The 13,295-nt window shown below is 75.6% G+C and carries 12 protein-coding genes; 1 reads left to right on the plus strand and 11 read right to left on the minus strand.

The features are described 5' to 3' along the window. Positions 1-279 precede the first annotated feature (279 nt). The 8 genes from LPA54_RS08940 to infC form a co-directional block, all read right to left on the minus strand. Positions 280-1,290 carry a PP2C family protein-serine/threonine phosphatase gene (locus LPA54_RS08940; RefSeq protein WP_228975525.1) on the minus strand — a complete coding sequence of 337 codons (1,011 nt, stop codon included), beginning with the start codon at positions 1,288-1,290 and terminating at the stop codon, positions 280-282. 284 nt (positions 1,291-1,574) lie between these two features. Next, positions 1,575-4,103 (minus strand): phenylalanine--tRNA ligase subunit beta, encoded by a 2,529-nt coding sequence (gene pheT / locus LPA54_RS08945; protein WP_228975526.1) that lies wholly within the window; start codon positions 4,101-4,103, stop codon positions 1,575-1,577. Further along, positions 4,103-5,242, minus strand: a complete 1,140-nt coding sequence (pheS, locus tag LPA54_RS08950) for a phenylalanine--tRNA ligase subunit alpha (RefSeq protein ID WP_228975527.1) — start codon at positions 5,240-5,242, stop codon at positions 4,103-4,105. The genes pheT and pheS overlap by 1 nt, the downstream gene beginning before the upstream one ends. A gap of 138 nt (positions 5,243-5,380) precedes the next feature. Next, entirely contained in the window at positions 5,381-6,511 is a 1,131-nt protein-coding gene (locus tag LPA54_RS08955) for an ATP-binding protein (protein WP_228975530.1), read from the minus strand. Positions 6,512-6,565: 54 nt separating this feature from the next. Beyond that, complete coding sequence (locus LPA54_RS08960) at positions 6,566-7,423, minus strand: RNA methyltransferase (protein WP_228975532.1); 858 nt, start codon at positions 7,421-7,423, stop codon at positions 6,566-6,568. Between the two features lie 157 nt (positions 7,424-7,580). Beyond that, on the minus strand, positions 7,581-7,967 hold the full coding sequence (rplT, locus tag LPA54_RS08965) for a 50S ribosomal protein L20 (RefSeq protein ID WP_058944927.1): 387 nt from the start codon (positions 7,965-7,967) through the stop codon (positions 7,581-7,583). Positions 7,968-8,059: 92 nt separating this feature from the next. Beyond that, on the minus strand, positions 8,060-8,254 hold the full coding sequence (gene rpmI, locus LPA54_RS08970; protein WP_010476245.1) for a 50S ribosomal protein L35: 195 nt from the start codon (positions 8,252-8,254) through the stop codon (positions 8,060-8,062). 117 nt (positions 8,255-8,371) lie between these two features. After that, positions 8,372-9,097 carry a translation initiation factor IF-3 gene (gene infC, locus LPA54_RS08975; RefSeq protein ID WP_228975534.1) on the minus strand — a complete coding sequence of 242 codons (726 nt, stop codon included), beginning with the start codon at positions 9,095-9,097 and terminating at the stop codon, positions 8,372-8,374. A gap of 307 nt (positions 9,098-9,404) precedes the next feature. Here infC and LPA54_RS08980 point away from each other — a divergent pair, with 307 nt between their 5' ends. Further along, the gene (locus LPA54_RS08980) at positions 9,405-9,767 is read left to right on the plus strand and encodes a DUF1844 domain-containing protein (RefSeq protein ID WP_228975537.1); all 363 of its coding nucleotides are present in this window, start codon (positions 9,405-9,407) and stop codon (positions 9,765-9,767) included. A gap of 13 nt (positions 9,768-9,780) precedes the next feature. On the opposite strand, the gene LPA54_RS08985 is transcribed toward LPA54_RS08980, so the two are convergent. Genes LPA54_RS08985 through LPA54_RS08995 form a run of 3 tightly spaced genes read right to left on the minus strand, consistent with a single transcriptional unit; the run spans position 9,781 to position 13,108 of the window. Continuing rightward, positions 9,781-10,518 carry an SseB family protein gene (locus LPA54_RS08985; RefSeq protein ID WP_228975540.1) on the minus strand — a complete coding sequence of 246 codons (738 nt, stop codon included), beginning with the start codon at positions 10,516-10,518 and terminating at the stop codon, positions 9,781-9,783. A gap of 53 nt (positions 10,519-10,571) precedes the next feature. Next, positions 10,572-11,753, minus strand: coding sequence for a type VII secretion-associated serine protease mycosin (mycP, locus tag LPA54_RS08990; protein WP_228975541.1), 1,182 nt, complete (start codon positions 11,751-11,753; stop codon positions 10,572-10,574). Beyond that, positions 11,750-13,108: a hypothetical protein gene (locus LPA54_RS08995; protein WP_228975615.1), complete on the minus strand. Its 1,359-nt coding sequence runs from the start codon at positions 13,106-13,108 to the stop codon at positions 11,750-11,752. Before LPA54_RS08995 ends, mycP begins: the two co-directional genes overlap by 4 nt. Positions 13,109-13,295: the final 187 nt, after the last annotated feature.

The raw sequence follows: 13,295 nt of genomic DNA on the forward strand, positions 1-13,295 counted from the left end.
TCCGCCGGACCCCGCCGCGGCGGGGTCCGGTTCGCACGGGGTGTGAATGAAGTGTCCGTATCCGTGCCCCGCGCCCTCTGTCGGCATGCGCGGGGCCCCGGTTGACTTGGTGCCTCCCAGCAGGAGGCGGCCGGGCCGCCGGCTCCCCCCTCGTACAGTGCGGCGGCCCGTCCGACCGCCACCCGCCGCGCCGGTCCGCCCGACGCGCCTGGGAGCCCCGGGGAGGCGTTCTCCGGGGAGGGGCGGGTGGCGCCCGGCCGCACCGTCCGTGTCCAGCCGCTATCGGGAGGACGGTGCGGTCCGGGCGGGCCGTGGGCCGGGCGCCGGGGCGCACGGCGCCGCCGCCGGTGTCCGGTCGTCCCGGACGACGACGAAGGCCACGTCGTCGGTGAGGCGGCCCCCGGTGTGCGCGAGCAGCGCCGTGCGGACGTGGTCGATGACTTCGTCGGGCGACCGCGGCGGCTCGGCGGCCCCGGCCAGTACGGCGTCCAGCGGGAAGAAGCGCCCGGCGGTGTCGCGGGCCTCCTCGGCGCCGTCGGTGTGCAGGAACAGCGCCTCGCCGGGCAGCAGCCGCGCACACCGCCGGACGGGCAGGGTGTCGGGCAGCGGGAACGCCCCGAGCGGGGGAAGCGGCTCGCCGACGGCGAGCGGCTCCGCCCCGTCGCCGATCCGGTAGGGCCAGGGGTGGCCGCAGTTGAGGACCAGGACGTCGCCGTTGGGGTGGAGGTCGAGCAGCAGCACCGTGACGAACTCCTCCGCCGACGGGTTCCCGGCCGCGCCGGGCGCCGCCTCGCCCTCGTCGCGCTGCCGCTCGCTCACGTACCGCTGGAGGGCACGCTCCAGCCGCCGCAGGAGGCCGCCGAGGCCGGGCTCCTCGTGCGCCGCCTCCCGGAAGCTGCCGAGGACGGCGGCGACGGCACCGAGCGCCGCCAGCCCGTGGCCGCGCACGTCACCGATGATCACGCGCACGCCGTACGGGGTGGCCACCGCCTCGTACAGGTCGCCGCCGACGGCCGCCCCCGGCACGGCGGGCAGTTGCACCCCGGCGACGGACAGGCCGTCGAGGTGGTGCGGCAGCGGCCGCAGCAGCGCCTGCTGGGCGGCGTCGGCGACGGCGTGGATCTGTCTCAGCTCGCGCCGCAGCCGCTGGAACGCCCCGACGACCAGGGCGACGCCGACGACGGAGAAGACGACGCTGGTGACGGTCCGGGTCAGCGTGTCGTCCCGGCGGGCCAGCGGGCTGCCCATCTCCCAGGCGAGGGCGACGGCGGCCCACAGAACGGGCGCCACGAGGGGGGCGAGCGGGGCGCGTCCGCGAGCCCGGGGTCGCCGGGACCACCAACGGATCATGCGGACCGCCCTTCTTCAGGCCCCTTGTCGCGGTCGGGACGATTCTGTCGATCGTCCCGGCTCGCGGGGAACGTCCACCAGGGTTCTCACCCGAACGAGTGAGCAACCGTGCGCGCGCCCCAGAGCCCGGCCCGCTCGTCGCTCCCCCCGGAGGGCGGACGCGCCGGAGGGGCGCACCCGGTGGTCCGGATGCGCCCCTCCGCGGGGGTGACGCGGCGGCCGCGTCAGGCGCCGCGCAGCACCGCGCCGGTGCGCTCGGCGGCGAGCGCCACCGCGGCGTCACGGGCGGCGGACGCCTCGTCGACGGTGAGCGTGCGGTCGCCGGCGCGGAACCGCAGCGCGTACGCGAGGGACTTGCGGCCCTCGCCGATCTGCTCGCCGGTGAACGTGTCGAACAGCCGGATCGACTCCAGCAGCTCGCCCGCGCCCTCCCGCAGCGCCGCCTCGACCTCGGCGGCCGGCACGGTCGCGTCGACGACCAGGGCGACGTCCTGCGTGGCCACCGGGAAGGTGGAGATCCGCGGGGCGCGCACGGGTCCCGCGGAGGCCCGCTCGACCAGGTCGAGGTCGAGCTCCATGGCGCAGGTGCGGGCGGGCAGACCGAGCGCCTTGACGACGCGCGGGTGCAGCTCGCCCGCGTGGCCGGCGGTCCGCTCGGCGCCGTCCACGACGACGACCAGCTCGGCGCACCGGCCCGGGTGCCACGGCCCGTACTGGCCCTGGCGGACGACCAGCTCGGCGCCGGCCTCGCGGGCGACGGTCCGGGCGGCCTCGACCGCGTCGGCCCAGTCGGACGGGCGGCCCGCGCCCCACCAGCCGGCCTGCTCGCGCGCCCCGGCGAGGACCACGGCGGCGTGCCGCGGCTGCTCGGGCAGGACGGCGTCGACGCCCGCGATCTCCGCGTCGGTCGGGCGGCGGTCGACGGGCAGCCGCACCGCGACACCGGGCCGCGCCGGCACGCGGAAGACGAGGCCGGTCTCGAAGAGCGCCAGGTCGTGGCTGCCGCGGCCGTCGTTGCGGCGCAGCGCCGCGAGGAGGCCGGGCAGCAGCGTGGTGCGCAGCGCCGGCTCCTCGTCGGAGAGCGGGTTGACGAGCCGGACGACCTCGCGGCTCGGGTCGTCGGCCGGGAGGTCGAGCTGGTCGAGGACCTGCTCGCCGATGAACGGGTAGTTCAGCGCCTCGACGTACCCGGCGCCCGCGAGGGCGCGGCCCACGCGGCGGTGGGTGCGCTGGCGTTCGGTGAGCCCGCGGCCGGCCGGCGGGCGGGGCAGCGTGGAGGGGAGGTTCTCGTACCCCTCCAGCCGGATGACCTCCTCGGCGAGGTCGTTGGGCTCGTTGAGGTCGGGGCGCCAGGACGGGACGGTGACGACGAGCTCGTCCTGCCCGTAGACGTCGCAGCCGACCTCCTGGAGGCGGCGGACGACGGTCTCGCGGCCGTAGGCGACGCCCGCGACGCGGTCGGGGTGGTCGGCGCGCATGGCGACCGTGCGCGGGGCGCTCGGCGCGATGATCTCGGTGACGCCGGCCTCGGCGGTCCCGCCCGCGAGGAGGACCAGCAGGTCGACGGTGCGCTGTGCCGCGGCGGCCGCGGCCTGCGGGTCGACGCCGCGCTCGAACCGCTTCGACGCCTCGGAGGACAGCTTGTGGCGGCGGGCGGTGCGGGCGATCGAGATCGCGTCGAAGTGCGCGGCCTCGATGACGACCTCGGTGGTGCCGCGGACCTGGCCCGTCTCCGGGTCGGTCTCGGCGTCGGCGATCTCGGTGTTGGCGCCGCCCATGACGCCCGCGATGCCGATGGGGCCGCGGTTGTCGGTGATGACGAGGTCGGCCGGGTCGAGCGCGCGGACCGTGCCGTCGAGGGTGGTGATCTTCTCGCCGGGTTCGGCGCGGCGCACGCCGATCGCGCCGTCGAGGCGGGCGCGGTCGTAGGCGTGCAGCGGCTGGCCCAGTTCGAGCATCACGTAGTTGGTGACGTCGACGGCGAGGGAGATCGGGCGCATGCCGGCCTTCTGGAGGCGGCGCCGGAGCCAGATCGGGGAGCGGGCCTCCGGGTCGAGGCCGACGACGGTGCGCGCGGTGAAGCGGGAGCAGCCGATCGGGTCGGAGACCTGGACGGGGTGGCCGTAGCCGTTGGGCGCGGGGACGTCGAGGAGCGCCGGGTCGCGCAGCGGCAGGCCGTACGCGGTGGCGGTCTCGCGCGCGACGCCGCGCATCGACAGGCAGTAGCCGCGGTCGGGCGTGACGGCGATGTCGAGGACCTCGTCGTACAGCTCCAGCAGGGCGGTCGCGTCGGTGCCGACCTCGTGCTCCGGCGGCAGGACGATGATGCCGTGGGTGCCGTCGTCGCCCATGCCGAGCTCGTCGCCGGAGCAGATCATGCCGCGGGAGACGCGGCCGTAGGTCTTGCGCTCGGCGATGCGGAAGTCACCGGGCAGCACGGCGCCGGGGAGGGCGACGACGACCTTGTCGCCCTCGGCGAAGTTCCGGGCGCCGCAGATGATCTCCTGCGGCTCGCCCGTGCCGTTGGCCGGGCCGACGTCGACGGTGCAGAAGCGGATGGGCTTCTTGAACTCCGTGAGCTCCTCGATGGTGAGGACCCTGCCCACCACCAGCGGGCCGCTCAGGCCGGCGCCGAGCCGCTCGACGGTCTCGACCTCCAGCCCGGCGGACACCAGCTTGGCCTGTACGTCACGGCCGGTCTCCGTCGCCGGCAGGTCGACGTACTCCCGCAGCCACGAAAGCGGGACCCGCATCAGATCTCCATCCCGAACGGCCGGGTGAACCGGACGTCACCCTCGACCATGTCTCGCATGTCTTCCACGTTGTGCCGGAACATCAGCATCCGCTCGATGCCGAAGCCGAAGGCGAACCCGCTGTACCGCTCCGGGTCGACGCCGCAGGCGACGAGCACCTTGGGGTTGACCATGCCGCAGCCGCCCAGCTCGATCCAGCCCTCGCTGCCGCAGGTGCGGCAGGGCCGGTCGGCGTCGCCGACGGACTCGCCGCGGCAGACGTAGCAGAGCATGTCCATCTCGGCGGACGGCTCGGTGAACGGGAAGAAGTTCGGCCGCAGCCGGGTCTTCATCTCCGGCCCGAAGAGCGCCTGGACCATGTGGTCCAGGGTGCCCTTGAGGTCGGCCATGGTGAGGCCCTCGTCCACGGCGAGCAGCTCGATCTGGTGGAAGACCGGGGTGTGCGTGGCGTCCAGCTCGTCGGTGCGGTAGACGCGGCCGGGGCAGACGACGTACACGGGCGGCTCGCGGTCGACGAGCGTGCGCGCCTGCACCGGGGAGGTGTGGGTGCGCAGCACGATGCCGGACTCGTCGCCGGACGTGTCCTTCCCGTCGGGCGAGGTCCCCCGGACGAAGAACGTGTCCTGCATCTGCCGGGCCGGGTGGTCCGGGACGAAGTTGAGGGCGTCGAAGTTGAACCACTCCGCCTCGACCTCGGGGCCCTCGGCCACCTCGTACCCCATGGAGACGAAGACGTCGGCGACGCGTTCCATGAGGGTGGTCAGCGGGTGCCGGGCGCCGGCCGGGGTGCGGTCGTAGGGGAGCGTGACGTCCACCGCCTCCTCGACCAGTACACGGGCGTCGCGCTCGGCCTCCAGCTCGGCCTGGCGGGCGGCCAGGGCCTTGGAGACGGCGCCGCGCGCCTGGCCGACGCGCTTGCCGGCCTCGGCCTTGGCCTGCGGGGGCAGGGCGCCGATCTCGCGGTTGGCGAGGGCGAGGGGCGAGGTGCCGCCGGTGTGGGCGACCTTCGCGTGGGCGAGCTCGTCGAGGTCGCCCGCGGCCGCGAAGGCGGCGAGCGCCTCGTCCCGCATGCGCTCGATCTCTGCCGGTTTCAGTGCCTCGACCTCGACTGGGTCATACGACTTGTTGGGTGCGGACATCTCTTCCCGTGCTTCCGAATGGTCTGGCTGGAGCCCCCGCTCGACGACCGAGGACGCAAAGGTGCCAAAGGACGAGTCTAACGGGGCGGGGCGGACCCGGATAAGTCCGCCCGGGTGGGGCCGGGTGCGACCGGCGGCTCAGAAGCCCTGGGTCAGGTAGGCCGGGGCCGCCACGGGCAGGGTGAACCGGAATTCCGCGCCCCCGGCGGGGCCGCGGCCGACGGTGATGGTGCCGCCGTGCGCCTCGACGATCCCCTTGACGATGTACAGGCCCAGGCCCGTGCCGCCGCGGGTGCTGCCCCGCCAGAAGCGGGTGAAGACCCGTCCCATCGACTCCTCGGGGATGCCCGGTCCCTCGTCGCTCACGGTGACCGCCGTTCCTTTCTCGTCGTCCTGCGGGCCGGTGGGGGCCACCTCGATGGTGACGGTTCCCTCGCCGTGCCGCACCGCGTTTTCCAGCAGGTTGGACAGGACCTGGTCGACTTTGTCGGGGTCGGCCCACAGGTCGGGCAGCGGGCCCTGGACGCGGACGCGGAAGCGGTCGGGGGCCTGGCCGCGCGCGGTGTGCGCCTGGATGTGGCGCTCCACGGCCGCGGCGACGTCGACGGGCTGGCGGCGCAGCTCCAGGCGGCCGGAATCGATCCGGGAGATGTCGAGGAGTTCGGCGATCAGGCGCGTGACGCGGCTGGCGTCGGCGTCGACCGTCTCCAGCATCAGCCGCTTCTGGTCGTCGGTGAACCGCTCCCACTTGGCGAGGAGCGTGGCCGTGAACCCCTTGACGGAGGTGAGCGGGGAGCGCAGTTCGTGGGCGACCGTGGCGATCAGCTCGGCGTGGCTGCGCTCGGTGCGGCGCCGCGCCTCGGTGCCGCGCAGGGTGACCACGACGCGGGCCACCGGGCCGAGGGGCCGGTCCCGTACGTACCGGGCGGCGACGAGCACCTCGCGGCCGCCGGGCAGGAGGAGGTTGCGCTCGGGCTGGCCGGTGCGCGTGGCGAGCCCGCCGTACGGGTCGGTCAGCGCCCACCAGCGGCGGCCCTTGAGGTCCTCCAGTGGGAGGGCCTCCTCCAAGGGGCGGCCGAGCGCGCGGTCGCGCGGGACGGCGGTGATGCGGGCGGCCCGCGCGTTGAAGCAGACGACCCGTCCGCGCGCGTCCGCGACGACGAGCCCGTCGGGCAGTTCGTCGGGGTCGTACCCGGGGGCGCCGTGGTGGGCCGCCGGGCGCGTTAAGGCGCCGCGGCCCTCCGTGTGGCTGCTCGTGCCGAGCGTCATCCCCGTACCCCACCCCTCAGGCTCGCGCGACGGGCCCCCGAGCCCGTCACCCTACTAGTTCGGGGTGACGGAGCGGCACCCTCCCGCAGCACGCTGCGCACGGGCGGAGGCGTAGAGGCATACGGCCGCGGCGGTCGCCAGGTTCAGGCTCTCGGCCTTGCCGTGGATGGGGACGCGGACGACGGCGTCGGCGAGGGCGCGGGTCTCCTCGGGCAGGCCCCACGCCTCGTTGCCGAAGACCCAGGCGGTGGGGCCGCCCATGGTGCCGGCGTCGAGTTCGGCGTCGAGGTCGTCGTCGCCGGCGCCGTCGGCGGCGAGGATCCGCACCCCCGCCTCCTGGAGTCCGGCGACGGCCTGGCGGACGGGGACGCCGACGGCGACGGGCAGGTGGAAGAGGGAGCCCACGGAGGCGCGGACGGACTTGGGGTTGTACAGGTCGACCGAGGCGTCGGTGAGGACGACGGCGTCGGCGCCGGCCGCGTCGGCGCAGCGGAGCACGGTGCCGGCGTTGCCGGGGTCGCGTACGTGGGCGAGGACGGCGACCAGCCGCGGGCGGGCGCGCAGGACGTCCTCGAACGGCGAGTCGAGGAAGCGGCACACGCCGACGATGCCCTGCGGGGTGACCGTCTGGGAGACCTCGGCGAGCACGGTGTCGGGGGCGAGGTGGACGCGGGCGCCGGCGGCCTGGGCGGCCTCGACGATGCCGGCGTACCGGGTGGCGGCCTCGGGGGTGGCGAAGAGCTCGACGAGGGTCGGCTCGCCGTCGGGCCCGCGGTGGGCGACGGCCTCGCGGACGGCCTGTGGCCCCTCGGCGATGAACCGGCGGTCCTTGCCCCGGAAGTTCCGCTTGGCGAGTCGCCTGGCGGCGGCGACGCGGGGGGAACGCGAGGAGATCAGCTCGGGGGTGCCCATGGTGCTCGGCGGCTCTTTCTGACGGCGTCTGGCGGCGGGACGGGGTCGCGGGCGGCGCCGGGCCGGGCCCGGCGGCGGCGCGGTGGACGGCGAACGCATCGGACCCGCAGGCGCTCGCGGCGCCTGCGGGTCCGGTGGGAAGTACGCGCCTGGGCGATCAGGCGGCGGCCTTCGGGGCGTTGACGTCGCTCGGCAGCGCCTTCTGGGCGGCCTCGACGAGGGCGGCGAACGCACCCGCGTCGTTGACCGCGAGCTCCGCGAGGATCTTGCGGTCCACCTCGATGTTGGCGGCCTTCAGACCCTGGATGAAGCGGTTGTACGTGATGCCGTTGGCGCGGGCAGCGGCGTTGATGCGCTGGATCCACAGCTGGCGGAAGTCACCCTTGCGCTTCTTGCGGTCGTTGTAGTTGTAGACCAGCGAGTGGGTGACCTGCTCCTTGGCCTTGCGGTACAGGCGGGAGCGCTGGCCGCGGTAACCGCTGGCCTGCTCGAGGATCGCCCGGCGCTTCTTGTGAGCGTTGACTGCGCGCTTGACGCGTGCCACGTGTTGACTCCTTGCAGCGGGGCCGTGGTGGTGTTCACACGGCCCGGAAACGAATGGGTCCCGGTGTCGGGGGCTTGATCAGACGAGCGGGGTCAGATGCCCAGCATCTTCTTGATCTTGGCGCTGTCACCCGGGGCCATCTCGGCGTTGCCAGTGAGGCGGCGCGTCAGCTTGGACGACTTGTGCTCGAGCAGGTGGCGCTTGCCGGCGCGCTCGCGGAGCACCTTGCCCGAGCCGGTGATCTTGAAGCGCTTCTTGGCACCGCTGTGCGTCTTGTTCTTCGGCATAGCGCCGTTATCTCCTCGTCAGTGGCGCTCCCAGCCGGTCCGGGGACCGGCGCTCGGGAGCGTCAGATGGATCGTTGCGCGTCCCGGGCTGGTTGCCCAGGACACGGCCCTGGTGGACTACTCGGCGGACTGCTCCGCGTCGACGGGCTGCGCCGCCTCGACGGACTGGTCCGCGTCGGCGGACTGCTCCGCCTGGGCGGGCTGGCCCTGGCGCTCCGCCTTGCGGGCGGCCTGCGCCTCGCGGGCCTCGGCCATGGCCTCGGTCTTCTTCTTGTGCGGGCCGAGGACCATGATCATGTTGCGGCCGTCCTGCTTCGGGTTCGACTCGACGAAACCGAGGTCCTGGACGTCCTCCGCGAGCCGCTGCAGCAGCCGGAAGCCGAGCTCCGGCCGGGACTGCTCGCGACCACGGAACATGATCGTGATCTTGACCTTGTCACCCTGCTTGAGGAACCGGACGACGTGACCCTTCTTGGTGTCGTAGTCGTGCGGGTCGATCTTCGGCCGGAGCTTCATCTCCTTGATGACCGTGTGCGCCTGGTTCTTGCGCGCCTCACGGGCCTTCATGGCCGACTCGTACTTGAACTTCCCGTAGTCCATGAGCTTGCAGACCGGCGGACGGGCGTTCGCCGCGACCTCGACGAGGTCGAGGTCGTACTCCTGCGCAAGCTCCAGGGCCTTGGCAAGCGGAACAATCCCGACCTGCTCGCCGCTGGGACCGACAAGTCGCACCTCGGGAACGCGAATCCGGTCGTTGATGCGGGGCTCGGCGCTGATGGATCCTCCTCGGTAGCACCACGCGACCGCCTGGCGGACGGACGCGTAACGTCTGTTTGAGACCAACCGCGCCGGCGCATGAAAAACGCCCCGGACGGGACACAGGCGGGGCTCCTCGTCATACCGGAGCACCGCCACGGCGTACCGCGGGGCGCACATCGGGCGGCTTCCATCGTCCGTACGGAACGATGGGCACCACCTGACCGGTGACCCGCCGCCCTGAGAGCGGCCAGGTGGGAGAGCGGAGCCTCCACTTGTGGGCCGGAGCACATCGGTTCCGGCCGGTCGTCCCTCCAGGTTACCAGCTGTCCGGGGGCGGACCCAACCGGGCGGGCGGCGTCCGCCCGGGCGGGGACCGCCTATCGTGTGGGGCATGAGTGACGCCACGCCCAGCCGGCCCCAGCCCGACTTCGACGCCCTGACCCGCGACATCGCGGAGGTCCCCGCCGTCGAGGTGATCGTCACGGTCGCCGTCAACCTGATGAGCGCCGCGGCCGTGAAGCTCGGGCTGACCGAGGAGGGCGAGGCGCACAAGGACCTCGACGAGGCCCGCAAGCTCGTCCACGCCCTCGCGGGCCTCCTGGACGCGGGCGCGACCGAGATCAGCTCCTTCCACGCGGCTCCCCTGCGGGACGGGCTGAAGTCCCTGCAGCTGGCGTTCCGCGAGGCGTCGCTGGTGCCGGACGAGCCGGGCCAGGGCCCGGGCGAGAAGTACACCGGTCCGGTCTACGGCTGACGCCCCCGAGGGGTCACGCCCCGCGTACGTAGAAGGGCTCGCCCGGCGCGGCGGCCCCGGCCGGCAGCAGTGCCAGGTCGAGGCCCCGCACCAGGCGGGCCCTCAGTGTCTCGTCGGCCGCCATGGCCGTCGCGACCCGGCGGGCCGCCTCCGCGGGGGCGGCCTCGGGGGCGAGGACCAGGGCGAGCGTGCCGTCCGCGTCCGCGCCCCGGCCGAGGTGGGCGCGCAGGACGGCGGGCTCGGCGGCGAGGAGCGCCCGCACGGCGGCCGTCACGGCCGGGTCGGCGAGCGGATCGGTGCTGGTGCGGCCCTCCGCGGCGGCGAGCAGCGTCCGGCCGGTCAGCTGGAACGGGACGGGGCCCGCCAGGTCGAGCACGAGCGTGTCGGCCTTCTCGTGCGCGACCGCCTGGAGCGCCTGGCGCAGCGGTACGGCGACGGGCCGGGCGGCCGGGTCCCAGCGGGCCAGCGCCTCGGTGGACGTGAAGGCGGGCAGCGCGCGGCGGTCGCCCGCGGTGAGCGTCGGCACGGCCATGTCGCTGGTCTTCTCGCGGCGCAGCCCGTTCTCGTCCTCCTCGACCTCGCCGAGGACCGCGACGACCGGGACGAGGAGGCGGGCCCCCTGGAGGGCTTCCAGGACGCGCGGTTCGGCCGAGCGGTCCTGCGCCCAGGCGGCGAGCGCCTCGGCGAGCCGCGGGTCGGCGGAGCCGTCGTCGTCGGAGAAACCGGGATCGGGGATGTTCTTGAGCGCCACGCGCCGAGCCTATCCGGGCGCCCGGCCCGCCCCGTACGGCGCCCCGTCCCCGCTCACCCGGGGCGGCGCCCCGAGCGCCACAGGACGGCGGCGACCGCCAGGAGGAGCGCGCCGGCACCGCCCGCGACGGGGGCGAGGAGCCCCGGGGAGCCGCCGGGGGCGGGCGCCGGCTCCGGGCCCGGCCCGAAGTAGCGGCCGCCGTAGCCGGCGGTCGCCGCCTTGAGGTCGGCCGGGCGGAGCTTCGCGCCCGCCTCGATGGCGGCGGCCGGGTCGACCGTCCCGTACCCCTTGTCGTCGTCGCGGCCGCCGGCGGGCCGGTCGCGGGCGGTGTCGGAGAGCAGCTTGCGGACCTGGGAGGGCGTGAGGTGCGGGTGGGCCGCGCGGACGAGCGCGGCCGCGCCGGAGACGAACGCGGAGGCGGCGCTGGTGCCCCAGCCCTCGTAGTACTTGCGGTCGGGGTCGGCGATGACGACGTCGACGCCGGGCGCGCTGACGGTGGCGTACCAGCGGCTGGTGGAGAAGGAGGCGTGGGTGCCGAACCGGTCCACGGCGGTCACGGCGATCACGCCGGGGTAGGCGGCCGGGTAGGAGACCCGGTCGCCCTTCTCGCCTCCGTTGCCGGCCGAGGCGACCACGACGGCTCCCTTGGCGAGGGCGTACTGGACGGCGGCGTCCTCGGCGGGCTCCGGATGGGCGGACTCGCTGTCGTCGCCGAGCGAGAGGTTGATCACGTCGGCGCCCTGGTCGGCGGCCCAGCGGATGCCCTGGGCGAGGGCGTTGCCCCGGGTGTGGCGGGCGCGGGCGCGGGCCTTGTCGCCGCCCTCCAGGATGACCCGTACGGGCAGGATGCTCGCCTCGGGGGCGACGCCGAGGACGCCGTCGCCGTTGCCCGGGCCGTGCCCGTGGCCGGCGATGATGCCGGCCATCGCGGTGCCGTGGCGGGCCCAGGCGCGCTCGCCGCGCCGGGCGCCGAAGCCGACGAGGTCCTTGCCGGGCAGGACGTTGCCCGCGAGGTCGGGGTGGCTGTCGTCGACCCCGGTGTCGAGGACCGCGACGGTGACGCCCGCGCCCTTGGTGGTGCGCCACGCCTGCTCGGCGTTGAGCGCCTCGTTGCCCCACTGGCGGGCGCGGATGGCGTCCGCGCGGGCGGGGGCGGCGGGCAGGACGGCGAAGGCCGTGGCGGTGGCGGCGGCCAGCAGGAGGCGGGCGGTGCGGGCCCCGGGGGTGCGCTTCACCGCTCCCCCTTCGCCGCGGGGCCTTCGATCGCCCGGGTGACCGCGGAGCGCAGCTGCTGCTCCACGCGGTCGGCGACGCCGCGCGCCTCGTGGCCGAGCCCGGCCTGCGCGGGGGCGGTCGACTGGCCCTTGGCCATGGCGAGGGCGGCGGGTTGGGGCTGGGTCACGGCGCGGCCGTCGGCGAAGCCGGAGACGGCGAAGACGACGGCGGGGACCTCGGTGAGGACGCTGACGTGCCAACTGGCGCGCTGCGCGTTGCCGAAGCCGGCGGCGACGGTGCCGGGGGCGGCGAGGGAGGGCGGTATCAGCTCGGGGTTCCGGTCGAGCCCCCCGGCGGTGAAGCGGCTGTGCAGGGCGGTCATGCCGGCGGCGTCGGTCCGCATCACGGCCATGCCGACGGTGGTGACGTGGGTCGAGGTGGCGTCCGTGTACGTGGCGCGCAGGACGCGCAGGCAGCCGGCCGGGCGCAGGGCGGCGGCCAGTCGCGGCTGGAGCACGGCGGCGCAGGGCGCGTCGGGGGCGACGGCGACGCGGGTCCAGGAGCGGTCGGCACCGCCGGGCCCGGCGCCGGCGCCCTTGAGGGCGCGCGGGAAGAGCGTGTCGACCGGGGTGCTGTGCCAGAGGGTGGCGGTCTCGGTGTAGGCGGTGCGCTCGGTGGTGGTGCCGGGGTCGCGCAGCACCCAGGAGCCGGCCGCGGCGCCGCCGAGCAGCCCGAGCCCCAGCACCAGGCAGGCGACGGCCGTGGCGGTGCGCGCGGGGCGCGGGGCGGGGATCGGGCGCAGCCGTGTGGTGATCTCGGCGGGCGCCTCGGGCGGCGGCCGGTGCGGGGGCGCGGCGGGGTGCGCCGGCGCGGGGCGGGGCGGCGGCGATCCGGGGTGGGGCGCGGCGGGGGCTGCGGGGCCGGGTGCGGCGGGGGCTGCGGGGCCGGGTGCGGCTGTCGTCGTGTGGGGCGGTCGGGCGGGCCGCGGCGGTGCGGGCCGCGGGGCGGCCTGGGGCGCGGTCGGCGCCCGGTCGGGCGCGGGCGCCGGGGCGGGCTGCCGGGGGACGGCGGGCGTGCCCGTACTCGTTCCCGTTCCGGTGCCCGTGCCCGTTCCTGTGCCCGTACTCGTTCCCGTTCCGGTGCCCTCCGCGGTGCCCGTGCCCGTGCCGGTGTGCGCGTCCGCCGTCGGGCCGGGGGCCCGGGCGGGGCGCGGGGGCGGCGTGCCGCGCGGGTCGCGCGCGGCGGGCGGCCGCGGGGAGGAGGGGGGTACGGGCCGGAGGCGGGTGGTGGTCTCCGTGTCGGTCGCGGGCTCCGCGGCGGGGCGGCGCGGGGCCGGTGTGCCGGGCGGCTCCGGGCGCCGTGCCTCGGTGCTCATCCGCCCCCCTCGTCGTCGTACCCGCACGCCTCCGGGCAGGCCCGTTCCGCGGCGTGCAGGCGTCAGCGTGCAGGCGTCACTCTAAGGGCTGGCCGGGCGGGGGCGGGAACGAGGCCGCAGGTCGGGGCGGATCTGACCGGAACGTCCCCTCGATCACCCCTACCCCCCGGTAGCCCCGTCTGGCACG

This window comes from Streptomyces sp. DH12 (genome assembly GCF_020873895.1).
Classification (GTDB): domain Bacteria; phylum Actinomycetota; class Actinomycetes; order Streptomycetales; family Streptomycetaceae; genus Streptomyces.